Origin of the sequence: Metabacillus sp. KUDC1714 (genome assembly GCF_014217835.1) — a bacterium.
GTDB classification, from domain to species: Bacteria; Bacillota; Bacilli; order Bacillales; family Bacillaceae; genus Metabacillus; species Metabacillus rhizosphaerae.
The window spans coordinates 1,436,979-1,463,148 of sequence record NZ_CP055263.1; the positions used below are offsets into that span (position 1 = coordinate 1,436,979).

General features: G+C 38.4%; 25 protein-coding genes. 12 read left to right on the top strand and 13 right to left on the bottom strand.

Going from position 1 to position 26,170, the window contains the following annotated elements:
* Window positions 1-314: 314 nt before the first annotated feature.
* From pdxA to HUW50_RS06995, 5 genes are all read right to left on the bottom strand, one after another.
* Complete coding sequence (gene pdxA, locus HUW50_RS06975; RefSeq protein ID WP_066329476.1) at window positions 315-1,319, bottom strand: 4-hydroxythreonine-4-phosphate dehydrogenase PdxA; 1,005 nt, start codon at window positions 1,317-1,319, stop codon at window positions 315-317.
* Window positions 1,316-2,617, bottom strand: coding sequence for a four-carbon acid sugar kinase family protein (locus HUW50_RS06980; RefSeq protein ID WP_066329478.1), 1,302 nt, complete (start codon window positions 2,615-2,617; stop codon window positions 1,316-1,318). Before HUW50_RS06980 ends, pdxA begins: the two co-directional genes overlap by 4 nt.
* Window positions 2,618-2,630: 13 nt before the next feature.
* Window positions 2,631-3,623 carry a 2-keto-3-deoxygluconate permease gene (locus HUW50_RS06985; RefSeq protein ID WP_066329483.1) on the bottom strand — a complete coding sequence of 331 codons (993 nt, stop codon included), beginning with the start codon at window positions 3,621-3,623 and terminating at the stop codon, window positions 2,631-2,633.
* A gap of 186 nt (window positions 3,624-3,809) precedes the next feature.
* On the bottom strand, window positions 3,810-5,504 hold the full coding sequence (locus HUW50_RS06990) for a sigma-54-dependent Fis family transcriptional regulator (protein WP_066329484.1): 1,695 nt from the start codon (window positions 5,502-5,504) through the stop codon (window positions 3,810-3,812).
* Between the two features lie 149 nt (window positions 5,505-5,653).
* Complete coding sequence (locus tag HUW50_RS06995) at window positions 5,654-6,457, bottom strand: helix-turn-helix domain-containing protein (protein ID WP_066329485.1); 804 nt, start codon at window positions 6,455-6,457, stop codon at window positions 5,654-5,656.
* 420 nt (window positions 6,458-6,877) lie between these two features.
* On the opposite strand from HUW50_RS06995, the gene HUW50_RS07000 reads away from it, so the two are divergent.
* Together HUW50_RS07000 and HUW50_RS07005 are read left to right on the top strand one after the other, a co-directional pair.
* Window positions 6,878-7,633 (top strand): DUF2087 domain-containing protein, encoded by a 756-nt coding sequence (locus HUW50_RS07000; protein ID WP_066329487.1) that lies wholly within the window; start codon window positions 6,878-6,880, stop codon window positions 7,631-7,633.
* Window positions 7,634-7,657: 24 nt separating this feature from the next.
* A complete protein-coding gene (locus HUW50_RS07005) occupies window positions 7,658-8,017 on the top strand; it encodes a GIY-YIG nuclease family protein (protein WP_066329489.1) in 360 nt (119 codons plus the stop codon).
* Window positions 8,018-8,136: 119 nt separating this feature from the next.
* On the opposite strand, the gene HUW50_RS07010 is transcribed toward HUW50_RS07005, so the two are convergent.
* A complete protein-coding gene (locus tag HUW50_RS07010) occupies window positions 8,137-8,277 on the bottom strand; it encodes a hypothetical protein (RefSeq protein WP_157094328.1) in 141 nt (46 codons plus the stop codon).
* A 40-nt stretch (window positions 8,278-8,317) separates the two neighbouring features.
* A complete protein-coding gene (locus HUW50_RS07015; protein ID WP_066329672.1) occupies window positions 8,318-9,196 on the bottom strand; it encodes an AraC family transcriptional regulator in 879 nt (292 codons plus the stop codon).
* A 208-nt stretch (window positions 9,197-9,404) separates the two neighbouring features.
* Here HUW50_RS07015 and melA point away from each other — a divergent pair, with 208 nt between their 5' ends.
* Window positions 9,405-10,730, top strand: a complete 1,326-nt coding sequence (melA, locus tag HUW50_RS07020; protein ID WP_066329491.1) for an alpha-glucosidase/alpha-galactosidase — start codon at window positions 9,405-9,407, stop codon at window positions 10,728-10,730.
* 371 nt (window positions 10,731-11,101) lie between these two features.
* Here melA and HUW50_RS07025 read toward each other — a convergent pair whose 3' ends face one another.
* Window positions 11,102-11,842 carry a VCBS repeat-containing protein gene (locus tag HUW50_RS07025; RefSeq protein WP_232329000.1) on the bottom strand — a complete coding sequence of 247 codons (741 nt, stop codon included), beginning with the start codon at window positions 11,840-11,842 and terminating at the stop codon, window positions 11,102-11,104.
* Between the two features lie 455 nt (window positions 11,843-12,297).
* On the opposite strand from HUW50_RS07025, the gene HUW50_RS07030 reads away from it, so the two are divergent.
* A complete protein-coding gene (locus HUW50_RS07030) occupies window positions 12,298-12,738 on the top strand; it encodes a hypothetical protein (RefSeq protein ID WP_066329492.1) in 441 nt (146 codons plus the stop codon).
* A 189-nt stretch (window positions 12,739-12,927) separates the two neighbouring features.
* Here the strand turns inward: HUW50_RS07030 and HUW50_RS07035 are convergent, their stop codons facing one another.
* Entirely contained in the window at window positions 12,928-13,077 is a 150-nt protein-coding gene (locus HUW50_RS07035; RefSeq protein WP_185653799.1) for a hypothetical protein, read from the bottom strand.
* Window positions 13,078-13,290: 213 nt separating this feature from the next.
* On the opposite strand from HUW50_RS07035, the gene HUW50_RS07040 reads away from it, so the two are divergent.
* The 8 genes from HUW50_RS07040 (at window position 13,291) to HUW50_RS07075 (ending at window position 20,730) form a co-directional block, all read left to right on the top strand.
* Window positions 13,291-13,509 carry a DUF1659 domain-containing protein gene (locus HUW50_RS07040; protein ID WP_066329494.1) on the top strand — a complete coding sequence of 73 codons (219 nt, stop codon included), beginning with the start codon at window positions 13,291-13,293 and terminating at the stop codon, window positions 13,507-13,509.
* Between the two features lie 92 nt (window positions 13,510-13,601).
* A complete protein-coding gene (locus HUW50_RS07045; protein ID WP_066329496.1) occupies window positions 13,602-13,820 on the top strand; it encodes a DUF2922 domain-containing protein in 219 nt (72 codons plus the stop codon).
* Window positions 13,821-13,895: 75 nt separating this feature from the next.
* Window positions 13,896-14,036, top strand: coding sequence for a YvrJ family protein (locus tag HUW50_RS07050; protein ID WP_066329499.1), 141 nt, complete (start codon window positions 13,896-13,898; stop codon window positions 14,034-14,036).
* Between the two features lie 200 nt (window positions 14,037-14,236).
* Window positions 14,237-15,241 (top strand): LacI family DNA-binding transcriptional regulator, encoded by a 1,005-nt coding sequence (locus HUW50_RS07055; protein ID WP_066329504.1) that lies wholly within the window; start codon window positions 14,237-14,239, stop codon window positions 15,239-15,241.
* Between the two features lie 276 nt (window positions 15,242-15,517).
* Window positions 15,518-16,747, top strand: a complete 1,230-nt coding sequence (locus HUW50_RS07060) for an extracellular solute-binding protein (RefSeq protein WP_066329506.1) — start codon at window positions 15,518-15,520, stop codon at window positions 16,745-16,747.
* Window positions 16,748-16,835: 88 nt separating this feature from the next.
* Window positions 16,836-18,203 (top strand): carbohydrate ABC transporter permease, encoded by a 1,368-nt coding sequence (locus HUW50_RS07065; protein WP_066329508.1) that lies wholly within the window; start codon window positions 16,836-16,838, stop codon window positions 18,201-18,203.
* Complete coding sequence (locus HUW50_RS07070) at window positions 18,200-19,039, top strand: sugar ABC transporter permease (RefSeq protein WP_066329511.1); 840 nt, start codon at window positions 18,200-18,202, stop codon at window positions 19,037-19,039. Before HUW50_RS07065 ends, HUW50_RS07070 begins: the two co-directional genes overlap by 4 nt.
* 20 nt (window positions 19,040-19,059) lie before the next feature.
* Entirely contained in the window at window positions 19,060-20,730 is a 1,671-nt protein-coding gene (locus HUW50_RS07075; protein WP_157094329.1) for a glycoside hydrolase family 13 protein, read from the top strand.
* A gap of 108 nt (window positions 20,731-20,838) precedes the next feature.
* Here HUW50_RS07075 and HUW50_RS07080 read toward each other — a convergent pair whose 3' ends face one another.
* The 4 genes from HUW50_RS07080 to HUW50_RS07095 form a co-directional block, all read right to left on the bottom strand.
* Window positions 20,839-21,765 (bottom strand): aminoglycoside phosphotransferase family protein, encoded by a 927-nt coding sequence (locus tag HUW50_RS07080; RefSeq protein WP_066329519.1) that lies wholly within the window; start codon window positions 21,763-21,765, stop codon window positions 20,839-20,841.
* Between the two features lie 113 nt (window positions 21,766-21,878).
* The gene (locus HUW50_RS07085) at window positions 21,879-22,376 is read right to left on the bottom strand and encodes an AAA family ATPase (RefSeq protein WP_066329523.1); all 498 of its coding nucleotides are present in this window, start codon (window positions 22,374-22,376) and stop codon (window positions 21,879-21,881) included.
* Between the two features lie 33 nt (window positions 22,377-22,409).
* Window positions 22,410-24,908, bottom strand: coding sequence for a beta-mannosidase (locus HUW50_RS07090; protein WP_066329526.1), 2,499 nt, complete (start codon window positions 24,906-24,908; stop codon window positions 22,410-22,412).
* Window positions 24,909-25,108: 200 nt separating this feature from the next.
* Window positions 25,109-26,167, bottom strand: coding sequence for a BtaManbiosPhlase (locus HUW50_RS07095; RefSeq protein WP_066329529.1), 1,059 nt, complete (start codon window positions 26,165-26,167; stop codon window positions 25,109-25,111).
* Window positions 26,168-26,170: the final 3 nt, after the last annotated feature.

Consider the following 26,170-nt stretch of genomic DNA (forward strand, 5'->3'; position numbering starts at 1 on the left):
GACTCGCCAAACTTTGTTGCTTTTTACCAAGTATACGATGTGGTTGATTTCCGCACCAGTTGCTCGCTTTCCGCGGGGCGGGCGGGGTGAGCCTCCTCGGCGTAAACGCCTGCATGAGTCTCACCTGTCCCGCTTCTCCCGCAGGAGTCTCGCAATCCGTTCCAATCAACCAAATAGTATTTGTTAAAAAAGCAAAAATCTCTTAGAAAATAGCCTTTACTAAAACAAATGTATAGCAAAAAAGAGAGAAAAGTACTTATACTCTTCTCCCTTTACTATCAGTGCCTATTTCAATACTTTAAATATGACAGGTACTACTTCTTCGGCGCCAATTCAACCGCTTGACGCATTGCTTCCATTAAACTTTTCTCATCAGCGATTCCTTTGCCAGCAATATCAAATGCTGTACCGTGATCAACACTTGTACGAATAATTGGTAAACCGACTGTAATATTAACTCCTGCATCTAAGCCTAAAACCTTAACCGGACCATGTCCTTGATCGTGGTACATTGCCACAACGATATCGAAGTCACCACGAACCGTGCGGAAGAATAATGTGTCAGCTGGTAGTGGACCTACAACATCAATGCCTTCACCTTGTGCCTTTTCAACACCAGGAATGACTTTTTCCTCTTCTTCTCCATATCCGAATAATCCATTTTCACCTGCATGTGGATTAATACCACAAACGGCAATTTTAGGTGCGTTGATTCCTGCTTTTTGGAGTGTGTCATGTGCAAGCTTGATCACATGATAGACACGTTCAGGGTTAATCAATTTGACTGCATCAAGAATTCCAACATGTGTTGTCACATGAATAACCTTTAAGTTTGGTGCGGAAAGCATCATTGAGAAATCTTGTGTTCCCGTTAGGTCAGCAAGGATTTCTGTGTGACCCGGATATTTATGTCCACCTTTGTGCAAGGCTTCCTTATTTAATGGAGCTGTACAGATCGCACTAATTTTCTGTTGCTTTGCGAGTTCAATAGCTGTTTCTAAATATTTAAATGCAGCATGTCCAGCCTCTTTTGATACTTGACCTACTTTCAGCTCTTCAGATAAAAGATTTAAATCTAAGCAGTAGACCGTTCCGTATTCATAGGCTAGATTTTCTAAGTTTTCAGCATTAACAGACTCAATCTTTAACTCACTGTTTACAAAAGATTTCGCTCGTTCTAAGATTTTGCTGTCACCGATGACAAGCGGACGACTGATTTCATACATTTCTTCTTTTGCTAAACTTTTCAAGATGATTTCCGGGCCAACACCTGCAGCGTCTCCCATTGTGATTCCAACGATTGGTTTTTGTTGATTCATGCTCTCACCCTTCTCTTGTTTGCCATAAATTCTACAACATTGACTAATGATTGTTCATGTCCAAATCCACCAGCTTTTGTGACTGCCCAATAGCTTTGCTCTTCACTACTTACCCTACCAAATGGAAGCCCTGGTTCAACCTCTGAATACAGCTCCATTTCTGAAATTTCAAGCGCAGAGCATACAGCCTTAGCCGTATCTCCACCTGTTAACACTAGTCCTTGAATGGAGGAATTGTCTTGTAATAAACTTTTTGCAATCTTCCCTAAACCTTGTGAAATAGCTTCACTTACTTCTGTTACCGTTAAGCCAAGCTCTTCTCCAGCTATCTTAGCAGCAACACGGTTTTCCTCAGAAGCCTCGACATAAAGAACAAAATAATCGTGATGAAGATTTTTGGTTAATTGTTCTACATATCTTTTAGGATGAAACGTTTGCTTCACTAATTCTACCGGATCTACTTCTAGAAAAAATGATTTCGATAGTTCCTCAACCTTTACAAGCTGCTGCTTTGTTACTTGTGATAAGCTCCCTGACACAACCAAGGTTTTATCAATCGTTAAATCTAGTTTGTTTCCTTCATTTGATGGTGTTAGCTGTAAGGAATCTGGTAAATACTCAATTAAACCTGCAGACCCTGTCCAGATTGTTCGTTTATTCATTTCAGAAAAAATTTCTGTCACCTTTTGCAAATCAGCCTCTGTTTCCCCATCACACACAAACCATTTAATCCCTTTTTCAAGAAAGGTATTAATTGCTTGAATCACTTCTACTACTGATTTAGCTAATGTAGCCTTATCGATTAACGCAATTCCCCTATCCTGATATTTCTTAAGTAAATCCGGAATATAGGATTCTGTTACAGGCGTTTTGGGATCCTTCGAGAACTCAGTATCAGTGATTAACACTCCATTCACGTAATGATGGCCTTTGATCGTTTGGCGATTCATTTTCGGATAGGCAGGTGCAATAACAATAATCTCTGGTTGAAAGACCTTTTCAAGTGCAGATAATTCTGCTGCAATATTCCCTCTTAATGTAGAATCAACTTTTTTATAAAGATGTTGATACCCTTCCTTCTTAAGAAAGGAAGCAGCTTGGTAGGCTGCTTCATATGCTTCATTTACCGGTTTTGCCCTGCTGTCTGTATCAACAATTAACACATCAGGTTTTACTGTCACATTTGTTTTGTTAAAGTCAAACACAACCGTTGATGAAAGATGCTTTTTCGCTAATTGTACACCTGAGTCATTTGCACCAGTTAAATCATCAGATACAATACCAATATTATTTTTCATTATGATCACACCCTTAGATGTTTGCTTTCTCTGAATTTCCTTGTTCAAAATTGTAGCCTTTTTTCTCTAATCGTTTGACCAAAAAGCCTACATATATCGGGAGAAGAATTGCTGTTGTTACTGTAGATGCAGCAACTTGAACCGTTGCAATATCAACAACAGACGCAAAACTTGCATTTGCTGCAGCAATCGCAGCTGGTGTTGCTACAGCATTCCCTGCTGTTGATCCTTCTGCTGCTCCCACAATCGGATTCCATTTTAATGCTTTAAAGACAAAATAACCTGCAGACCCTGTGACAAATACTGTTAAGATACCAAGAATAATACCTGATAAACCACCTTCAAGAATTGCTGCAAAGTCAATTCCCATACCAAGCGCAAAGGCAAAGAATGGTATTAACATCGAGCTTCCTTTGTCCAAGAACGTACGCATGTCTTCATCCAAGTTACCTAACACCATACCAACAACAATTGGAAGTAAAACAGAAATGAATGATGTAAATGAGAACATCCCATCAACAAAGCCCATTGCCCCAAAAATCGATAACGCTACCATTGTTAGGAAAGGACCATCATTAAGCGCTAAAAGGGAATATGCCGCACGGTCTTCTTTGCTTCCATACTGACCAACAAGGGCAACGAATAAGCCACCATTACTATTTGTCATTGCTGCAATAACTGCAATTGGAGCTAAGCCTAACCATAAGCCGTTGTCTCCTGCAAGCATATAAGCAATCAATCCAAAGATTGCCCCTACAGCCCATTTTGTTGCTAAAAGGGTAGCACCTTTACCAACTGAAACACCAAATGATTTTACATTGATTTGTGCTCCTGTACATAAAAGGAAAAGAGAGATTAACGTTCCAGCACCATCTACAAATAAAGCCTGGGTAAAGTTTCCGATTCGTAGTAAGTCTGGAAAGAATGTATTAATCACTGCTGCAATTAACAACGGTACAACCATCATACCGCCAGGAATTCGATCTAACGTTGCTTTTATCTTCATTATCATAACACTCCTTTATTTGTTGTTTCAATATTAAACACTTAAACTATTAAGAAATCGTTTACAAGTGTTATTGTAATGGCTTACAAATAAAAATGCAACACATTAAATTAAAAACGTTGCAATTTTAAACAGTTATTAAATGTACATGAATTTTATTATTCCCATAAAAAAACAAGCTGAACATTATTGTTTCAGCTTGCGCCATAGTGTTGAACGATTAATGCCTAACCGCTCGGCCACTTTTGTTTGATTATGGTTTTCTTCTTCCATGATTTTAAGGATTATCCTCTTTTCAATTTCATCTAATGTGCCCGTTAAAAATTCATTGTCGAAGGAAGCTGTTTTTCCCTGCTTCTCACCAAGAAGCTCGGAAATCAATTCTTTTCCAATGACATACCCCTTTTCCTCTAATACTGCATCCTTTAGTAGGTTTTTTAGTTCAGCTACGTTTCCAGGCCATGAATATTGCTCAAGTAGCTCCATCGCATCATTCTTAATTTTTATGGCGGAAGTGCCAAGTTCTCCATGTAATGAGGCAATAAAATAAGTTGTCAAAGGCTTAATATCTTCTTTTCGCTCAAATAGAGAAGGAATTGTGACGCGAATCGCTCCATCATCGTACATCAATGAATGAAACACAGGATCTTCCTGTTGAATCGCAGTTATTACAGTTATTCCCCTCCTCGCCCAGTTATTAATTAATACTGCAAGCTTTTCGATATTTTGAGGAGATAAAACTTCTACATCATTAATATAGATCGTGTGAATATCAGGGTCGTTGATATCATTCATTTTCAGCACATTTTCGGCTGATGAACTAGCAAAGAGTCCATTTCCCTCATTCTTTAGATAATGAATATACTGCGAAATCAACATTTTACCAGACCCACTTGCACCAATAAGAGTCCACCGATTATATATAAGGTTATTATCAATCACATTCATACATCTCTGCATTTTTTTACTTTTGGTCATCAGCATTGGCTGCTGTGAAATTGTTTGAAAATGCAGTCCAAGTTGTTGGCTTTCATGGTTAAACTCTGAAAATTGGACTAAATAATAAGTCTGATCATCTATAACCTTTTCAATCACCTTTTGTTTTATCTTTCTTAACTCACTCGATTCAATTAGATTCACGCCATGACTCGGTAGTCCTTGTTGAACAAGATCCTTTAAGGTAACAATTGGACTTGGGCACGAATCAAAGGTCGTCCAATTTTGATACACAACTTCCCCTTCTGCCGATATCACAATCAAATCTGAAGCCGATTCCTCAAGAAGGGTCTTTAAAAAGGTAATTTTCTTTTGCTGCTTTTGATGCAACCGATAAATTGATCGTGCTTTTTGAAAAGCTTCAAAGATTGCTTCACGCCCCGACTGTATGAGAATACCTTCAAGATTATGCTTAGAAGCGGCATCTATGGTGATAACATCCCCCATAATAAGCTCACAGCCCTCTGTTTTGAGTTGTTCCACAATCGTCTCTACCTCTTGGGCTGTATCAACTGTATGTACCTCAATAGGAATATCTAACAAGTCCGTAATCGCCTTCGCACCAAGAGTAATATTCGAAAAGCCAACAATTGCTTTTCTTCCTGGAAAATCATTCGCTAATGTTAATACCCGAAGCATATCATAGCCAGAAACATGAACATCTACCACAGGAATATTTACTTCTTTTTCAATTAGTTTGGCTGTTCCACCGCGACTAATAATCACATCAAACCCACGATTCTCCGCAGCTTTCGCTAATGGAATCGCATCCTGAAGATTCCCTACTTCAATATGGAGATCAAGCTTTTGTTCTTCCTGCCGGCACTCTTCGATTAAATGTGTCATGGCAGGATATGGAGCTATAAATAAAGTTTTGATTTTCATTCAATCACACCTGTATATTTGTTTACTATGTATTTCCCCAAAGGGAATCAGTATATATCAATTCTACCTGTTCTTCTTGAATTTACAAAGGCATAATAAAAACGCCATTGATGATAAAGCTTAAATTTATGTTCATTATGTATATCTGATTACTCTTCCCCTATAAAATCAAAAAACATATGCTTATTCTCCTGACGTTTCTCCACAATTAATTTAGCATACAAAGTCCCATAAAAATAACCTTCAAATGTCTTTTGAATTTTCCCGAGTTTTTGAGCAAACACAGTTTGTTTAAAGGCGAGAACGACACAATCAATGACATCACTTAAGGAGCGTTGCAGCTTCATTTTGTTATAAACAATTAACACTCTTTGCCAAAGCTTATAAATTTCCACTGTGTTCAGGAAGGGTTTTGTCACTTCGACAAACTCGTTTGAAATGGACTCAGGAAGGTAACTTAAATCCAAATCATGTGATGACGATTTTGGCGTCTCCTTTACGTTAGTAGGTTTTATTTCTTTCTCACAGAGTGAGCTTTGCTTATTCTCTGTTTTATTAGCAGTGTCAGGTAGAGTGACATCCTGGGGTGACTTATTATTTATGATAGAATCAATCGGCTCAAAATGTTGAATCACGAGAAGGTTCACACCTTGTTTTCCATTCATACGAGAGGTAGGAACCTTTTTAATAATCCCTCTCTCTTCCAGTACATTGACAGCGCGAATTACCGTTCGTCTGCTCAGGTTTACTTCCTCAGCAATATACTCATATTTTGCAAAAGAAACACCCACTACCTTAACCGAATGCTTCCAAATAAAAGTAAGAACTGCAATCGTCCCTTCAGATAATTCCGCTTTATGCTTATACAAAAAGCCACGGACCGCTTGATCCATTTCTTCTATTGTTTTAAATGATTGATACTTCTGGATTGTTTCATAGTTTAGCTTTTCCACGTCTACTCTCTCCTTTAAAACCTTAAAAGTAAGTAGTTTTGCGCTAGCAAAAACCTGTTGGCCTATAATTCAGGCTTCTTTTGACCAACAACAGTCCCTAGATCCATTTCTAGTTGATAGAGCAGCACAAAACTCCCTCACCCTCTATATAGGGTTTTATAGAGGCTAGAGTAGCGTGTAAATTTAATTTTTTTAAAAAGTTACGTAAAACTATTTTTATAGCCCACGATACACTTCCGAATGGTGATAGAAAAAATCAAACTTTATAGCTTAGTGTTTAGTCATTATCAAACATTCATCTTATTCGTTTGGTATTCCATTGACACAAACCAAACTTTATACTAATATGTTTATTATTAACCAAACAAATTAATCGTTTGTTCAATTTTATATACACTTTGATTGGATGTGTTTTTTAACATGGAGATCTCGGATATTTTTTGGAATGCTTCTTTGGAGGAACTAAAACGAGGATATATTCAAGATAATGATTCTTATTTATGCCTGCTTTGTGGCGAGAAAGTAGAAAAGGGGATTGTTTATCCTCACGAAAATATCTTTTACGAAGCGGAAAGATATATGCGAATTCATATTGAGCTGACCCATCAATCAGTATTTGAATCCTTACTCGGAATGGATAAAAAACTTACCGGGCTTACCGACCATCAAAAAGGTCTCCTTCGTCTTTTCTATCAAGGAAAGAGTGATAAAGAAGTCCAAGAGGAGCTGGGCTTGGGAAGCACCTCAACAATTCGTCATCACCGTTTTGCCTTAAAGGAGAAAGAACGACAAGCAAAGTCCTTTTTGGCCATGATGGAATTATTAAAGGAAAAGGATCAGTATGCACCAGCCTTTTTACCTGTTCATAAAACTGCGAGAATGGTGGATGAACGATATAACATTACCCAAGAGGAACAAGAAAAAATAATCAGCAAATACTTTCCAGAAGGAACAAATAAAAGCTTGAACAAATTTCCACCAAAGGAAAAGCAAAGACTTGTCATCCTCCGGGAAATCACAAATCAATTAAAACCGGACCATATGTATACGGAACAAGAATTAAATCAAATCTTAAAGGCGATTTATGAAGATCATGTCATGATTAGAAGATATTTAATCGAATACGGATTTTTAGATCGTAAACCTGATGGGAGCAAATATTGGTTAAAAAAATAAGAAGAGAAAGTAGGTAGAATAAACATGGACCGTAAAAGGGAATTAAAACAACGTTATATAGAAGAAACAAAGATTGAAGCTGGTGTATACCAAATTAAAAATACCAAAAACCAAAAAATCTTTATCGGAAGCACAAAAAACTTAAAAACGTTAAACGGAGTAAAGTTCACTCTTGAAACAGGTGGAAGCTACAACAAAGAGCTTCAAGAGGAATGGAACCAGTTTGGGAAAGACGCGTTTACTATTGAGGTATTAGAGGTGCTCAAAAAGAAAGATGAACCATACTTTAATGAGAAGGAAGCATTGGCAGAACTTGAGAATAAGTGGTTAGAAAACCTGCAGCCATATGGGGAGCGAGGATATAACAGGATTAAATCGCGTTAATACGGGACAAAGGGACAGGTCCTTTGTCCCTCGAAAAGTGTCAGTTCACTAGAGATGATAGGATTCATAAAAAACACCATCCTTACTCGTAAACTTCTTACGATAAGCATAGTGTTTTTTCATTTTTGAGGGTATTGTTTTAACTTAGCTTGATGGGCATGTGGTACTACCCCTTGTAAGGTTAAACCGTAATAGACCCCTCCCATTAGCGAAACTTGGCATGTATAATGATCTTGCCACTCTGGTGTTTTATTATACATAACTCTCCTTTTCTACCAAGCAATGCATATTGCCATAAGCTTAATCAATGATCAAATGATCAATTCCGACAACGTCTTTACTGTCACGAAACGTCCCGGCGGATACACCAACCACTTTGCGAAAAACTTTGTTGAAATAGTTGGCATTTGCATACCCCACCCGGGCAGCAATGTCTGTTACAGAGGAGCTCGTTGAACGAAGAAGCTCAGCCGCTTTTTGAATCCTGATTTTAGTAAGGTATTGCACAGGTGTCATATTTAGTTGGTGTTGAAACTGCTTAATAAAGTAATATCTTGAGAAACCAGATACGGCCGCTATTTCGTCGAGTGTGATCGGTTCATGATAATGTGTTTGGATAAAGGATAAGGCTTTTGTAATCTGGAGAGAGAAATCTTTCGTTGCTTTTTCAATATTCCTTATGCAACGGTAACACTCCATAATAAATTCATAAGCTTTTGCAGAGGCATAATATGCGTCTGTAATCTTTTGGTCATATATGTCTTGATAGATTTTCAGCAAAAGCTGAATCAGCTTTGAATCCGGAGGTACTTTCAAGACTGGGCCACTCTGTTCTTTCATAAACCGCCAGCACTCGGCGGCTTCTCTTCCCACTAACGTAATAAATATAAACTCCCATCCTTTGCTATCTTTTGGAAAGTAATAACGATGATCACTGGGGATCTCGACAATGAATGCTTCCCCCGCCTTCAATGAATAACTCTTACCGTCTATATCAAGCCCTCCTGATCCTGACAGAGTATATTGAAACACATACGTGCCGACATCTCTCCGCTTTAATCCATGCCAATCATAGATTGTACCGGGCATTTTTTCTTCCCGACCGATCACTGAAATGTTCGCCACATCATTAGGAAGCGCATCTTGAAAACGAAAACCACACGTTCCATAATCCTTCACATGTCTCTCTCCATAAGTCGAAGACAATATTTTACCCTCCAATCGCACTAACTTACCATTGCTGTTATTATGAAAGCGAATTAATATTATTATAACAACAAAAAACACAAAGTTGAATACGGGACAGCACTTTGTTTCCAAAACAATTTTTTTACTTACTGGAAGATTAGATGGACAGTCCCAGTTTCACTTTACAGGAGGTAAATTCATGTCAAAAATCACGTTTATTGGGGCCGGAAGTACAGTTTTTGCAAAAAATGTTCTTGGTGACTGTATGTATGTTCCGGCATTAGCCGGGTTCGAGTTCGCATTATTTGATATTAATGAACAACGCTTGAAAGATTCCGAAAATATGTTGAACAATTTAAAACAAAGCTTACAGGCAAATGTAGTAGTGAAAACCTATACTGATCGCAAAGAAGCATTAAGAGGAGCAAAATACATTATAAATGCCATTCAAGTCGGTGGCTATAAACCAAGCACAGTAATAGATTTTGAAATCCCTAAAAAATACGGCCTTCGCCAAACAATTGCCGACACAATCGGGATTGGCGGAATTTTCCGTTCGCTTCGTACCATTCCGGTTATGTGGGATTTCGCCAAGGATATCGAAGAGGTTTGTCCGGATGCCCTATTTTTAAACTACACAAATCCGATGGCAACATTAACAGGAGCAATGCTGCGTTATACAAATGTCAAAACAGTCGGATTATGCCACAGCGTACAAGCTTGCAGTGAACACCTGTTTAAAGCTTTAGGAATGGATCATGAAGGAGTCGAAGAAAAAATCGCCGGTATTAACCATATGGCCTGGCTCCTTGAGATCAAACGCGACGGCAAAGATTTATATCCAGAAATTAAACGCCGTGCTAGAGAAAAACAACAAACGAAACACGATGATATGGTCCGCTTCGAATTAATGGACAAATTCGGATATTACGTAACGGAATCATCTGAGCATAATGCCGAGTACCATCCGTACTTCATTAAACGCAATTATCCAGAATTAATCGAGAAATTCAATATCCCTCTCGATGAGTATCCGCGTCGTTGTGTAGAGCAAATTGAACGCTGGGACAAAATGCGCGACGAGATGGTCAACAATGCACAGCTTACCCATACTCGTTCTCACGAATATGGTTCCCGCATTATTGAAGCGATTGAGACGAATGTTCCATTTAAATTTGGTGGCAATATTTTAAATACAGGACGCTTAATTAGCAATTTACCGGAAAAAGCTGTTGTTGAACTATCATGTGTTGCTGACCGCAGCGGAATAACTCCTTGCTATGTAGGAGATCTTCCAGAACAGTTAGCAGCTCTTAACCGTACAAATATTAATACACAGCTCTTAACAATTGAAGCAGCGGTAACGAAAAAGAGAGAACATATCTATCAGGCAGCAATGCTTGATCCTCATACGGCCGCTGAATTATCAATGGACGACATCATTGCGATGTGCGATGATTTAATTGAAGCACACGGTGACTGGATTCCAAAATTTGAAAATCGTAAAACCATTTCGTTCGCATAACAAAAAGAGCTAAAAACCATCACCGGTTTTAACTCTCAGATTGTAGACAAAAGAGCCAAACCCATATGTATCAAGGATTTGGCTCTTGTCCGTTTTTATGCAAACGCTTATTTAATATAATGGCCCTTTTCTGGAATAATTATAAAGACATGAAAATTGATGAAGAAGATTTATTTTAAACTTTGTTGTAAGTGAACACCAATTAAAAACTTCTTTGTTACAAGAAGGTCTAAAATTTCGTTCTGGAGGTACTGCAAAAATATTAACTTGATGGCTATGTGGCGGTACCCCTATTAGAATACAAAAAGGAGAGCTGACTTTTTCAAATGGCAGCCCTCTCTATTCGACAAATTTCGGGTGGTGACAGGCACTCAAATCTCTCCACCAAAAACAGCAACATTCTGCCTATCAACACCAAAACCCTGCCCATTCCACTTCAATACAGTCTCGACAAATCCAAGACCGTCTGCATTATATCTTCCAGCAATCCGCTGATAGGCATCAAGCTCATACGTCCCATCCCGATTAAAATCAATTGGATACAAGCCTGATAAAGGATTCACCCACCCTTGTATCGGTTCCTTCAATTGACCATTTTCATGATAAATTTCAGATAAATAGTCCTTTCCCTTGTAAGTAAGGTCAAGAATATACTTTATTTTCAGGTTGCGACTAATCACATTCGCTTTATAGTCATTCTCATAATTCACATCATATTGATACGTTTCATTAAACTTTTCAAAATTAAAAATCTCTCTCATTTCACCGTTCATAAATGAAAAGATATACGTATAAACTGTACCTGCACTGCCCCCTGTATCAATGACCACCTGGATATCATCTACCTTATTCCCGGTAAAATCACCGAGAAAGAGAGTCGGATTGTACCCCGAGTTTTCCTTCAATGGAATTTGAATGTATTGGTTTGTTCGCCCATTTTGGACGACGAGCGTGATATTTTGCCAAAAGGGGCTATCAGGTGTTTTGTTTGCGGTAAGAAACACCTTGTCGATTATCCCATCTCCGTCGATATCACCTTGCTTAGCAGCCACAATTGTTTTCTCATTCGAATTTGTTTCTCTATATGAAGGAGACTGAAGCCACGCTTGCATATTTAGCAGCGCTTGCTTTGAAGGATACGGAGTTGGTAATGACAAAGCCTTTGAGATTGTATGCAGTGCTTCTGACCTGTAGCCTGCTCTCACTTGCGCATCCGCTAAATAATACCAATAATAAGGGTCATTTGTTTCCTGTATGATCGCACGGTAGAAATCAATTTCATGTATAAGATAATTGGAGTTCACTATACTCACCTGCCTTCCCTTCTCTATTTTTTCTCAATATAGAATTATATGCAGTGTGGTTGTGGAATCATGACACCACTCTTCCGAAACTTGCTAGAGGATTCGTTACTATTAATCTACTGTTCTACCACAATTCATCTACCCTCTACCTTTTAGAGGATAAATGGAAACCTAAATAGGATAAAATCACCATTTTTGAGGAATAAAATAAAAAAATCACCATAAAACCTAATAAGGGATTAAAAAGATAATGGGGGGTTGAAATGACAAAAAACTATCATTTAGACCTTGGTTATGTAACCGTACCCGAAGCCAATAAAATTGTTTTACGTATACTACGGATAACAAACCAAAATGATAAATCACATTATAATAAATTACTTACCGGTGCAAAGGAAGGTTTGTATGGTGGTAAAAAGTACGGAAAACGGATGTACCAAGTTCGGAGAGAGGATATTATTCAATATGCTGAAACATGCTTACAAAATGAACAATTGCAGTTGTTTGACATTGAGCTTGTAACTAATTTAAATAAAGTTGAGGAGGCAAACCAACTACCTAAGATCGAAAATGGTACTGCCAAAACCATCCACTATTATTTAAGATACTTAAAATTCCATGAAATTATTTCAGAAGAAGTCTTTCTAAAAGGAGAAAAGAATTTAATCATGCGCGTGAAAATGAAAGATATTACATTAAAATAAGTGATCATTTTAGGCACATGAAATCACACTTAAAGTTTCATCAAATCCAAGTAGTGAAAGTGTGCATGCACTCAAAACACACCTTCTCAGACGGAATATTTTCATGTATAATTGACATATAATATAAGAGAGAAGTCAACTTGACCTTCTCCCTGCAACCTCTACCGTCAGGGTGGTGGTTGTCAAAAATTAATTAGATTTTCGAGTACCACCCTTTTGCTTCCTACGGCGCGGGGTGGTTTTCTTGTTTTCTAGAAAGTTCTTTCGAAAGAAATATGCACCAATTTCACGTACAACTCCCTTCAAAGCTTCTCGACAAAGTTCAAGAAATGTTTCCATAATTATCACCTCCTTTCCTTTAAGGAAAGAAGCATGACAACCAACCACCCTCACAATATTCAGTTACTCCTATATTCTACCATGCCTACTAAAACTAATAACCTACCAACCTTCGACAAAATTCGGGTGGTGACAGGCACTTAAAAAATTTCACACCACCCGCTACTCTCCTCCCCCTTTCTCTATATATAAAGAGTGAAAGGAGGTGAGAGCATGGCAGTTGCAACATTACTAGATTCTCAATTAAGCCTAGTTTTCGATATGGGAGTGGATGAGAATGGAAAAGCAGTGACTAAACGTAAAAACTACAACAATGTCAAAACATCAGCAACACCTGACCAATTGCTTCAAGCAGCACAAGCAATTGTAAGCTTACAAACAGAAACACTAGCATCAGTTGAGCGTAACGACACAAATCAAATTGATGCGTAACACCAGAAACATGTAAACACAACTACTATCGAAGGAAAATGGAGTGATTCAGATCTCCTTTCCTTCAATCCAAGAAAGGAGGGAAAGAAAAAATGGCGAAAACACTAGAGCTTCAATTTTTAAACACTGCAGGGAAAACAGTGAAAATCAGTGTGGACTCTCCAGTTGAACCAGTTGATCAAATTGCGTTAAATACAGCAATGGATCAACTCTTAGCAGCAAATATTTTCATTTCAACGGATGGAGAATTTGTTTCAAAAAAAGGCGCAAGAATCATTGACCGTAATGTAACAGAAATTACTCTTGGATAAATAATTGCGAATAGGGCTGACAAGTTTTTCCTATCGGCCCTTTTCTATAATTTCAAATGAAAGAGGTGTAAAAAGATGGAACAATGGTTAACAGTGATTAGTGATGTCGGCTTCCCAATCGTCGTCACATTATATTTACTAAATCGAATCGAAAGCAAGCTCGACACATTAAATCAATCGATCCAGATGCTTCCTTCGCAGTTGCAAAAGGGTTAAGTTGAGGCGGGACAAAGGGACAGGTTTTTTGTCCCTCTGCAAACCTAAAAAAGGGACATGGTTCCTGTCCCTTTGTCCCCCCACCCCATCCCTTCGTCCCCCCCAAAAAAAATCTTAAAAATTAAATATTGAAAGGGTTATCAATTTGTGTTAGCATTACTTACGTAACCGGTTTCGTTAGTTTAGGAAGAAGGTATGGTATGACTGTTACAATATTAGATGTAGCTAAGAGAGCAAACGTATCAAAAGCAACAGTTTCAAGGGTGTTGAACGATCAGGGTGGTTACTCTGAAAAAACAAAGAGGCACGTACTTAAAGTTATGGAAGAGCTAGAGTATAATCCAAATGCGGTTGCGCGAAGCCTAACCAATAAGAGAACACAAACTATTGGAATTGTGTTACCCGATTTAATAAGCTCCTTAACTACGAGCTTTTTAAATGAAATTGAGGCAGTTGCTCACAAAGCAGGTTCAAGCGTTATCGTATGTCATACCGAGTCAAAAGGTACGAAAACGATGAAGTATCTTCAGTTATTACATGAAAAACGAGTAGATGGTGTTATTTTAGCTAGTACAATTTTAAAAAAAGAGTATTATGATTACATTAAAAAAACGAAAATTCCGATGGTCCTTTTGTCAACTGATTCTAAGTATCCGGTCTCTTCTGTTACAGCAGATGACTACGCTGCAGCTTACATGGCAACGAAATATTTAATTCAGCAAGGGCATAAAAAGGTTGGAATGATAAGCGGCAATAAAGAAGAATGGATTGTAGGTAATCATCTTCCTAGGGTGGAAGGATTCAAAGCTGCCCTTTTGGACAACAAGCTTTCGGTCAGTGAAAAACATGTTGTGTATGGTGGATTTTCTTGCGAAGATGGTGCAGCCGGTCTGACACAATTATTTAAGCAGGTTCCTGATTTAACAGCTATCTTCACAGAAAATGATGAAATCGGGATGGGTGTTATATCTGCAGCTTATCAGTTAGGTATAAAGGTTCCTGAAGAGGTATCTGTTATAGGCATGGACAATGTGAAATTTTGTGAATATTTGAACCCCCCTCTAACATCAGTTTCACTTTCACACAGTGAGATGGCAAAAAAGGCTGCAAATTTGATGTTCGAGATCATTGAATCAAACAAAGCAGTAACCAATTGCATTGTCCCGCACAGAATTGTTGAGAGACAGAGTGTGAGTAAGAAATAATTTAAAATGGTTACGTAGATGTTCATTATTTTTTTTTGCGCACTTACGTAACCGGTTACGTAAACTGCAAGATTTAATTTTTAAATCAAGTTTTTTATTTTCAGAAACAAAAAATGGTAGTGACATCATAGAAACGAAGAAAATTCAAAGGTGAATGGTTCAGCCGTCTAGCAACTTGATGTGCATCAACATCGACATTACTTATTTTAAGCTAATGGGATAAATCATTTTTTTATAAATATTGAAAATAAAATTAAACCACAGGAGGAAGTAAAAATGAAAATAAAATTAATGCTATTATTCACTGTTTGCATCAGCGTCCTAATGGTTGTGGCCGGATGTTCAAATGAATCTAGCGGCGCGCCAAGTGGTAAGCCAAGTGATGAGAAAGTAACTTTAAAGGTATGGGTAGATCCTGATTCAGGTGAATATTACAAAAAGGTAGTAGATAACTTTATAAAGGAAAACTCAGATAAGAAATACGAAATTGAAGTAGTTGAATCAGATACAGGGAAAGCACAGGAATTTGTAAAAAAAGATCCTGATGCAGCAGCAGATGTTTTCAGTATGCCGCATGATCAGTTGGGACAATTAGTAGAGGCCGGAACAGTCTATAAAAATACAAAATACTCCGACGAAATTAAAGAATCCAATATTGAACCAGCAGTAGAGGCAGCTTCTTATCAAGGAGATCTTTACGGATATCCGTATGGAATCGAAAGTTTATTTCTTTATTACGACAAAAGTAAATTAACTGAAGACGACGTTAAATCCTTTGAAGGAATCACAAAAAAGGCGAAGCTTGGGTTGAATCTCTCTGAGCCAGGAGCAAATTATGTAGTAGCACCTTTTTTCTTAGCTAACAATGTCAAACTCTACGGGGATAATGGAGAGGATCTAAAAGGATCTACTTTTAACTCTAAAGAAGGACTTCAAGTATTAGAGTGGATTGCTAGTTTAAAAAATAACAAGAATGTTGTCCATGTTAACGCTGATTCCATCAGTGCCCTGGAAAGCGGAAAAATAAATTCCCTCATCAGTGGACCTTGGTCATACAAACAAGTGAAAGAAGTATTGGGTGATAACATGGGGGTTGCCGTTTATCCTACTGCTGATTTTGGCAATGGTCCTGTCCAGTTGAAAGCATTCTTGGGAGTTAAGTTGTATTCAGTAAAAGCAACAACAAAGTATCCGCTTGAAGCAATGAAGCTTGCAAACTATCTAGCTAGTAATGAAATTCAGGAAAAAACATTTAAAGAAAAAGGATATACTCCTTCATCCAAGGAAGTTCAGGAAAATGTTGATGTAAAAGCAAACGAACAAGCTACAACTGTTATTCAAATGGCAAAACCAGAGAAATCTGTAGTAATGCCAAAAATTCCCGAAATGGTTACATTCTGGCCACCAGCTGATGCTCTTATCATTGATACGTACAATGGCAAGATCGAAAAAGAAAATATGAAGACTAAGCTGGATAAATTGGCAGAAGATTTATCAGCCAAGTAAGGTGAATTCAATATTGGTTCGATACAGCGAATAACCGTATGGAACCAATATTCGTTTATAGATCTATTATTGAGAGGGGGAGTAAATAATGAGTGAGATCGTTACTACAATTTCATCTTCCTTAAAACAATATTCTACTTTTTTTAAGGAAGGAAGCGCCATTAGAAATCTATCCTTTTTTATCATGGGTGCCCTGCATCTTTCGAAAGGGCAGATTGTCAAGGGAAGTTTATTTTTATCGGCAGAGATTGGATTCATTTTATTTATGATACTTCAAGGGTTCAGTGCGATAGGTGGCTTGCTGACCCTGGGGACTGTTCAGCAGGGCTGGGTTATGGATCAGGAATTAGGGATCGAAGTCCTGGCGAAGGGCGATAATTCAATGCTCATGCTCATCTATGGAATTATGGCGATTACCCTATGTATCCTGTTCATGTGCGTATATCATGCACATTTTAAAAGTATGAAATATATTTCAGAACTTGAGAAAAAAGGTATGGCAATTCCTAAGTTTAAAGATGATGTTAAATCACTATTGGATGATAAGTTCCATATTACCTTATTAAGTATACCGGTAATCGGTGTCATTGTCTTTACAGTAGTACCTTTGATTTACATGATTAGTATCGCCTTTACCAGCTTTGACCATAATCATTTGCCTCCAAAAAACTTGTTTGATTGGGTGGGGTTTGCAAACTTTTCCAATGTCTTGACTGGCAGAATGGCTGGCACTTTCTTTCCATTGCTTGGATGGACATTGACTTGGGCTTTTATGGCAACAGCTACCTCCTTTATTTTTGGCGTATTGTTAGCTCTTTTGATTAATAAAAAAGGGATAAAGGGAAAGGCTGTCTTCAGAACCCTGTTTGTGCTGACCATGGCTGTACCGCAATTTGTATCTTTATTGATTATGCGTAATTTATTGCATGCTTCTGGTCCAGTAAATGTTTTTCTCGAAGAAATCGGCTTAATTTCGGCACCGATTCCATTTTTAACCGATGGGTTAATAGCAAAATTATCTGTTATTACAATCAATATGTGGATCGGTATTCCGGTCACGATGCTTGTCGCTACAGGAATATTGATGAATTTGCCAAGTGACCAAATAGAAGCAGCAAAAATCGACGGAGCGAATGGACTTCAGATCTTGAAGAGTATTACGTTCCCTCAAATCTTATTCGTCATGACTCCAAGTCTTATTCAGCAGTTTGTAGGGAATATCAACAACTTTAACGTAATCTACTTACTAACTGAGGGTGGCCCAGTAAACAGCAATTATTATTCTGCTGGTGAAACGGACTTGCTGGTTACCTGGCTCTATAAGCTCACTATTGAAACCGCTGATTATAATATCGCTTCTGTAATCGGCATTATCACATTTGTATTAAGTGCTGTGTTTTCTTTGTTAATTTATACTCGATCTAATTCTTTTAAGAAGGAGGATGGACTGGGATGAAAAAAGGTACAATAAGCAATTTCCTTTCTCATGGGTTGCTCATTTTCTTGGCTGCTATCTGGGTGTTTCCAATTATCTGGATTGTGTTGACTTCTTTTCGGGGAGAAGGTGGTATGTTTGTCCCGTATATTATCCCGAAAGAGTATACGCTGGATCACTATCGTTATCTATTCAATGGAAACAGCAACTTTCCATTCGTTAAATGGTTTATAAATACGTTCATTGTTTCCGTTATTACGTGTATTTTGAGTACCTTTTTAACTGTATCGATGGCCTATGTATTATCCAGATTGCAGTTCAAGATGCGAAAACCAATGATGAAGGTTTCCTTGGTTCTTACAATGTTCCCTGCTTTCATGAGCATGATTGCCGTTTATTATTTGCTGAAGGCGGTCAACCTGACTCAAAGCCTGTTTGCACTTATATTGGTATATTCTGCAGGTGCTGCCCTTAATTTCTTTATTGCAAAAGGGTTTTTCGATACGATTCCAAGAACACTTGATGAATCTGCCATGATTGACGGTGCTTCAAAAGCAGAGATTTTCACGAAGATCACATTACCGCTGTCGAAACCAATTATTGTGTATACGGCACTGATGGCTTTCATGGCTCCTTGGATGGATTTCATCTTTGCAAAAGTAATCATGGGAGACAATGTAGAAAAATATACAATTGCCATTGGCCTGTTCTCCATGATGACAAGGGAAAACGCAGATCATTTATATATGGCTTTTACAGCAGGCTGTGTCCTGATTGCTATCCCGATAACTTTGTTATTCATCTATCTGCAAAAATACTATGTTGAAGGAATTACCAGTGGTTCGGTAAAAGGTTAAAATACTGGAGGGTTATGAAAATGGAACTAAAGAAATGGTGGAAAGAAGCAGTCGTTTATCAAATTTATCCTCGAAGTTTTATGGACAGCAATGGGGATGGGATTGGCGATTTGCAAGGAATTATTTCAAAGCTTAATTATCTTAAAGATCTTGGTATTGATGTTATTTGGATTTGTCCGATTTACAAATCACCAAATGAAGATAATGGATACGATATTTCTGATTATCAAGACATCATGGCTGAATTTGGAACCATGGAGGATTTTGACTTACTCCTCGACGAAGCTCATAAACGGGGAATGAAAATTATTATGGACCTCGTAATCAACCATACGTCAGATGAACATCCGTGGTTTGTTGAATCCCGTTCCAGTAAAGACAATCCAAAACGGAATTACTACATATGGGCAGACCCGAAAGAAGATGCTACAGAACCTAACAACTGGGAAAGTATTTTTGGCGGTTCAGCTTGGGAATACGACGAAAAAACAGGTCAATATTATATGCATATCTTTGCAACAGGGCAGCCTGATTTAAATTGGGAAAACCCAAAGGTCCGTCAAGAGTTGTATGCGATGGTGAATTGGTGGCTTGATAAAGGAATTGATGGCTTTCGTATTGATGCTATCTCTCATATTAAAAAACGGCCGGGTTTCCTAGACATGCCAAATCCAGAGAATAAACGGTATGTTCCTTCATTTGACGCTCATATGAACCAAGAAGGTATTCATGTTTTCTTGGAAGAATTCAAACAGGAAACACTTGATAAGTATGATGTTATGACTGTGGGTGAAGCGAATGGTGTCACTATTGAGGATGCAGATTTGTGGATAGGAGAAGAAAAAGGGAAATTTAATATGGTGTTTCAATTTGGAGCATTTGAACTTTGGGGAAAAAGTGCTGATAATGAAATTAACCTCCCAGCTTTTAAGGAATCGTTTACTGTTTGGCAAAAAGGACTTGAAGGCTCTGGGTGGAATGCTTTATTCCTAGAAAATCATGATGTCCCCCGTTCTGTCTCAACTTTTGGAAATGATTCGGATTATTGGGATCAATCCGCTAAAGCTCTTGCAACAATGTATCTCCTTATGAAAGGAACGCCGTTTATTTATCAGGGGCAAGAAATCGGGATGACGAATGTTCAGTTTGAGTCGATTGAAGACTATAATGACATTGCTATTAAAAATTTATATGAACTTGAAAAAGAAAACGGGAAAACTCATGATGAAATCATGGAGATTATTTGGAAACGTGGGCGTGATAATTCAAGAACTCCTATGCAGTGGAGCCAGGAATGGAATGCAGGATTTACGACCGGAACCCCGTGGCTCAAGCTTAATCCAAACTATAAACAGATTAATGTTGAAAATGCATTAAACGACCCAGATTCTCTTTACTTTTACTATAAGAAACTTATTCAAATGCGCAAGGATAACCCAACGCTTATATACGGTACTTATGATATTCTTCTCGCAAAACATGAGCAAATTTATGCTTACACAAGAACATTGAAAGATGAAACTATATTGATTCTGACAAATCTTTCTGATAAAGAAGCACGCTTTGACTTACCGGAAGATTTAACCTATAACTCAAAGGAGTTACTAATTAGTAATTATAATAGTAACCAAAGTAAAGATATCCAAAAGACAATTTTAAAACCGTTTGAAGCGAGGGTTTATAAATTATAAGGGTGGGACGGGGGAACAGGTTTTTTGTCCCTCTGCAAACCTAAAAAAGGGACATGGTTCCTGTCCCTTTGTCCCCTCCCTTTGTCCCCTGGTGACAGGCACGCCAAATTATTCCCAGTATATCCTATTGTTTAAGTTTCGCACACACCATTGATAATGTCCGTCATTACAATCTCTGGAATAGACATTTGCTGAAAAAACACTATATAACAAGACATAAAAATAGAGCTTTTCTCTTACTTCTTCACCTAGCGTCGTAACAATAATCTGAAGGTATCTATCCAATACATTTGCTTTTAATTCATCATACATATCAAACAACACCCATCCAATAGCAACATCAAATAGGTAATCACCAACCATTGTCATTAATCCGAAGTCGATTAAGCCCGTAATTTTACCTTCCCCATCGATTAGCAGATTCCCAGGATAATAGTCTCCATGAATTAATGTATAATCACCTTGATATTCAGATGATAAAAGAGTATGCAATACAGTTAATTTTTCTTTGTAATTGACAACATCCTTTGAAAGAAACTTCTCAACCTCATTTTGTTTTTTCAACAGGTATTGTTTTAAAAATCCATGCCAATCCTTCTTTTCCTCTGCGTGATTAGGATCGTCATGAAATAACTGGTATCCCTCAAATTTGGGGCTTAGTTTTACAGACCTCATTTCTAATTGTGCATCAAGACTCGATTCCATTATGGCGGTCATTTCGTCAAAGGAAAGCTTAGGCAATAGACGTTGCATATTCCCCCCCTGAATTCGTTTTTCAATCGTTACGACGATATCTCCTTCTTTATACATATCATACACATAGGGAAATGCATAACTGACAGCACTAGAATCAATTGATGCATAGAAGCGTTTTAACAGTTCCTGCTTCTTAAAACTGGACATATGATTATATAATTTAAACACTTTATCCTTGCCGTAAGAATAAACCTCAGCTTCCATTCCCCTACCTAAGAAATGCCCATCATTTATCTTGTACTTCCTTAACACCTTTGCTTTTTCAACAAAAGGAGACATGTTAAAGCACCTCATTTATCCATCTAGAAAAATGCCCCTCTACCTAGGATAGAAAGGGCTTGCAAAAACTGCGAAATATTCGACAAACTTCGGGTGGTGACAGGCACCCCAAACTACGTCGTTAAAACAATCTCCTCCGCAACCTCATAAGGCTCCCTATCTGACGCATCTATTAAATAATGCCGGTGCAGGCTAGAAGATTCAAACTGATTCAACAGGAATAACGAGCGATCAATTAAGTGTGGATCTCCTCTTTTAACCAAACGTTCGTTTAATTTGGCCACATCTGCCCTTAATACTACATATTTAATTTGGACATTCAGATCTGAAAGTTGCTGAATAAACCATTCTATCTCAGTTTCAACGACATAATCAATGACGACATGATAGTCATACTGAACAAAATTCTTAGTTAAGGAGAGAATGTTGTTCCAATTTATTTCAAGGCGTTCTTCCCAAGATAGCTCAGAATCACGGACAATCATCTCATTGAGTAGATCCCCTTCAATTAAAACACTCCGCTCGATCATGCGTGCGACTTCCTTTGAAACAGTTGATTTCCCGACTCCACAAGGGCCAGAAATCAGATAGATGTTCACCCTATTATCCATGTCTGTTCTCCCCCTCTCTTCCACAAAAGGAAGTTAGCTATTTATTGCAGATATTTTAAGTGTATCCCACGGAATGCTTTTCCCATCCGCTTGATTGATCGTAATTGTGACTGTGTTGTTTGGTAGTAAATCAAAGAAGTTATCACTTATCACAGCCTTTTCAACGTCGATCTCAATCTTAACCATGCGTGCAAAAGCATTCGTTTCTATTTTCACTTCTTGTTTTTCTTCATCAACTTGAACAAAAAATTTAGCCTTTGGTAGGTTCAGGTCTTTGTGATCTCGGAAATAATAGTAGTTATCCTCTGTACGGTTGGTTTTCGAAGACAAAACAATGATAGATTGTGAAGGATCAACTCCACGTATTACATCCGCTTCGAAGAACGATGCCACACATGTCGCTTCATTTGCCTTAACCGATACAGATTGTTCAAAGGCATGTACTTTTTCACCAGTAAAATCATAGACTGCTAGCTCTACTACATCCTCATAGTCCTCAAGTCGGTCATTCACGACCCAAATATCGAGCTTTTCCCCTTGGTGATGGTCAATCGTTAAAAGGATTGGTGAAAAGAACTTTTTCGCATAATGATAAGATGCTTTTGGTAGCAGGTAATAATCGATGACAGACCAGCTTGTACCCGGCCAACAATCGTTTAGTTGCCAAAATAGTGCTCCACTTGTAGAAGGCTTGTTGCGACGATAATGCTCAATTCCATATTTTAAGCCCTCTGCTTGAGTTAGCATCGAAAAATCAATATATTCCGCCAAATTCGTCGGAGCACCTGAATATCCTTCCATTAATAATATTCCTTTTGGATGGTGAATATCCTTGTTGCGATAGGCCATTTCTTCGCTTCCCCAGAAAAATTGGTTGGCAGGAATATTGGATTCTAGCGTATATCTATTCGAGGAAGCATGCATACCAAATTCACTCGCAAACTTGGTTGTATCCTCTTTAAAATGTTTAAATGATACACCATCAACACTATAGTCAACCTCTTGCGGCTGTCCGAAAAGACGAGGCTCCAGATTACCATGCCATACTTGCCAGTTATGGCTATCACCTTGCTCACGTGAGTTATGATCATTCCCGCCAAATGGTGAGCTTGGCCAAAACAAACGTGTCGGATCAAGCTCCTCTAGAAGCTCAGGCATTAATTCATGATAAATCTTTTCCCCATAGAATGGATGTGTGATTTCACCAGATGAAAACAATGCTTCATAGAGCCAATCATTTTCATTATTTCCACACCATATCGCAAGACAAGGATGATTCCTTAACCTTTTTACGACATGGATAATTTCTTCTCTAACATTATCCATAAAGTTTTTATTATAATCAGGATACAGCGCACAAGCGAACATAAAATCTTGCCATACCAACAGCCCAAGTCGGTTACATTCTTGATAAAAGACATCTTTTTCATAAATGCCTCCACCCCAGACACGAAGCATGTTCATATTGGCATTCTTCGCCATCTTAATGAGGTGACGGTAGCGTGAATCCGGGGCAGCACCAATAAAGCTGTCAATCGGAATCCAATTCGCTCCCTTTGCAAACAACTTTACACCATTTAAAACAAAGGTAAAGCAATGATTACCCTGTTCATCCTTTTGAAGAACCTCAATTGTACGTATTCCAACTTCCTCTTCCCGACGGTCAATTACTTCTCCATCTAGGTGTAACTGTACGGTTAATTGATACAAGTGCGGTGTCCCAAGGTCATGTGTCCACCAGAGCTTAGGATTGTTTATTTGTAAGGCCACTTTTGCTTTTTTCCCATTTACGGTTGCTTTCCCCACAAGCTGCTCGCTACCGTCTGAAAGGAAAACCTTGACTTCAAACTCCTTCGCCTTTCCATAGCCTTTCAGTTCGATATCTACCTCAACTGTTGCCTCGTTTTCCCCGATGTGGACGGTTTTGGCACAAATTGAGTCAAGCTTTGTATGGCGTCTTTTTTTGAGGTGAACATCCTTCCAAATCCCAACAGCGACCAATCGTGGTCCCCAGTCCCAGCCAAAGTGACTTTGAGCCTTACGTGTCCAAATTCTCTTTTTACTAAACCCAGACCAATAATATTGCAATTTCTCCTTTACACGCACATGAACGGGATCAAATTTTACTGCAAGGACATTCTCCCCTCGATTCAACTCACGGGTTACATCAAAAGTATGAGCCATAAACATATTCTCCGTTGAACCGATTTCAACTCCATTTAAATAAACCGTTGCATATGTATCAAGGCCCTCAAAGGTTAGCTCATATTGCTCGCCTTTTGCAATCTCCTCGTCAAATTGAAACGACGTTCTATACCACCAGACTTTTTCCTCCACCCATTGGCATTTTTTATCGTTATGTCCGAAAAACGGATCCTCAATAATGTGGCGAGCAATCAAGGTAGAATGCACATCCCCAGGAACCTTTGCTTTCATCCAAAAATAATCAATGTATTCTGGTGCGGCAACTTCAAGATCTCTTGCAGCCCCCACATCAAACGAATGAATTCTCCAACCGTCATTTATTTTCAAATGACTCACCTCTTTCTCTTTTGGTAGAATGAATGCTTCCAAGTTTTCGTGAAATTAGTCATTTCGGCACCCATCAAAAAAAGAGAGTGACTCAACCAATAGTTCAGACCATCCAACACACGATACAGCCCCTTCAATTGTTTGAAGGGAAGATCTTTTTTGGATGGGCCTGACCCTTTTGAGTCACCCTCTGCTTATCCTTATAAATAAGTTAATGAATCAAGGATTTCCTGAAGACTTAGTTCAGCACAAGCCATTGAAGTATCAGCGACTCCGTAATACATTTTTACAACATCGCCTTCTACGAGGGCTCCACATGAAAAGACAACACCACCGAAAAAGCCTTCTTGCTCATAAGGAGCGTCTGGTTCTACTAATGGTCGTTCTGAACGGGCAATGACTTTTGTCGGGTCGTTCAGATCTAATAATACGGCGCCCATGCAGTAACGGTGGTCCTGACTTGCTCCATGATATAGCTCTAACCAGCCTTTATCTGTCTTAAATGGTACGGCACCGCCGCCGATTCTGCCGTCATCCCATTTTCCAGGTCTTAACCCAATGAGGTGCTGATGGTTTCCCCAGTACAATAAGTTGTCTGATTCAGCAATCCAAATTTCTGGAGAGCCATTGCTGTTTGGCACTGGACGATGAAGGGCATAGTATTTCCCATTTATTTTTTCAGGAAAAATTAACACATCCTTATTTTCAGGGGCAAAAATCATTCCATGCTGTGTAACCGTTTCAAAATCTTTCGTCGAAACCATTGATTCACCTACACCCATTGGTGACGCGACACTAAAGTAGATATAGTACATATCACCGATTTGGGTAATTCGCGGGTCTTCAATCCCGAAGGTTTCGTGCCTATTTGATGGATAAACAAATGGTTTTTCATCAACTGTAAAATGACGGCCATCCTTACTACGTGCTATACGCAGGTAAGAAAGTGACGTTAAATACGACCATTTTTGCTTTGATGTTTCCTTGATCACACGTGGATCAGATAGATCAAACGCTGGATCATCCTTACGAAATTCATAAATGTCCAGTTCATTTGTTGTCGGATTATAAGCAGGTGCTTTTACGACATTCGGATCCGTACTAATTGGTCGTTCAGCAACACGTAGCAGCATAATTACTTCGTCCTGAAATTTCGCGATGCCCGCATTGAAAGCACCGATCACTTCAAAGCCTTCATGATATGGTGATACATCGTTTGGCGTAAGTAATGGATTTTGTTCATAGCGATAAATATTCATAAT

Bases quoted from the DNA above. Each gene is read 5' to 3' on its own strand.
- HUW50_RS07055 (WP_066329504.1), top strand. From the start codon at position 14,237: ATGACTGTTACAATATTAGATGTAGCTAAGAGAGCAAACGTATCAAAA.
- HUW50_RS07070 (WP_066329511.1), top strand. From the start codon at position 18,200: ATGAAAAAAGGTACAATAAGCAATTTCCTTTCTCATGGGTTGCTCATT.
- HUW50_RS06990 (WP_066329484.1), bottom strand. From the start codon at position 5,504: ATGAAAATCAAAACTTTATTTATAGCTCCATATCCTGCCATGACACAT.
- HUW50_RS07005 (WP_066329489.1), top strand. From the start codon at position 7,658: ATGGACCGTAAAAGGGAATTAAAACAACGTTATATAGAAGAAACAAAG.
- HUW50_RS07045 (WP_066329496.1), top strand. From the start codon at position 13,602: ATGGCGAAAACACTAGAGCTTCAATTTTTAAACACTGCAGGGAAAACA.
- pdxA (WP_066329476.1), bottom strand. From the start codon at position 1,319: ATGAATCAACAAAAACCAATCGTTGGAATCACAATGGGAGACGCTGCA.
- HUW50_RS07060 (WP_066329506.1), top strand. From the start codon at position 15,518: ATGAAAATAAAATTAATGCTATTATTCACTGTTTGCATCAGCGTCCTA.
- HUW50_RS07010 (WP_157094328.1), bottom strand. From the start codon at position 8,277: ATGTATAATAAAACACCAGAGTGGCAAGATCATTATACATGCCAAGTT.
- melA (WP_066329491.1), top strand. From the start codon at position 9,405: ATGTCAAAAATCACGTTTATTGGGGCCGGAAGTACAGTTTTTGCAAAA.
- HUW50_RS07025 (WP_232329000.1), bottom strand. From the start codon at position 11,842: ATGCAAGCGTGGCTTCAGTCTCCTTCATATAGAGAAACAAATTCGAAT.
- HUW50_RS06985 (WP_066329483.1), bottom strand. From the start codon at position 3,623: ATGAAGATAAAAGCAACGTTAGATCGAATTCCTGGCGGTATGATGGTT.
- HUW50_RS07050 (WP_066329499.1), top strand. From the start codon at position 13,896: ATGGAACAATGGTTAACAGTGATTAGTGATGTCGGCTTCCCAATCGTC.
- HUW50_RS07085 (WP_066329523.1), bottom strand. From the start codon at position 22,376: ATGGATAATAGGGTGAACATCTATCTGATTTCTGGCCCTTGTGGAGTC.
- HUW50_RS06980 (WP_066329478.1), bottom strand. From the start codon at position 2,617: ATGAAAAATAATATTGGTATTGTATCTGATGATTTAACTGGTGCAAAT.
- HUW50_RS07080 (WP_066329519.1), bottom strand. From the start codon at position 21,765: ATGTCTCCTTTTGTTGAAAAAGCAAAGGTGTTAAGGAAGTACAAGATA.
- HUW50_RS07040 (WP_066329494.1), top strand. From the start codon at position 13,291: ATGGCAGTTGCAACATTACTAGATTCTCAATTAAGCCTAGTTTTCGAT.
- HUW50_RS07030 (WP_066329492.1), top strand. From the start codon at position 12,298: ATGACAAAAAACTATCATTTAGACCTTGGTTATGTAACCGTACCCGAA.
- HUW50_RS07000 (WP_066329487.1), top strand. From the start codon at position 6,878: ATGGAGATCTCGGATATTTTTTGGAATGCTTCTTTGGAGGAACTAAAA.
- HUW50_RS07075 (WP_157094329.1), top strand. From the start codon at position 19,060: ATGGAACTAAAGAAATGGTGGAAAGAAGCAGTCGTTTATCAAATTTAT.
- HUW50_RS07065 (WP_066329508.1), top strand. From the start codon at position 16,836: ATGAGTGAGATCGTTACTACAATTTCATCTTCCTTAAAACAATATTCT.
- HUW50_RS07035 (WP_185653799.1), bottom strand. From the start codon at position 13,077: ATGGAAACATTTCTTGAACTTTGTCGAGAAGCTTTGAAGGGAGTTGTA.
- HUW50_RS07095 (WP_066329529.1), bottom strand. From the start codon at position 26,167: ATGAATATTTATCGCTATGAACAAAATCCATTACTTACGCCAAACGAT.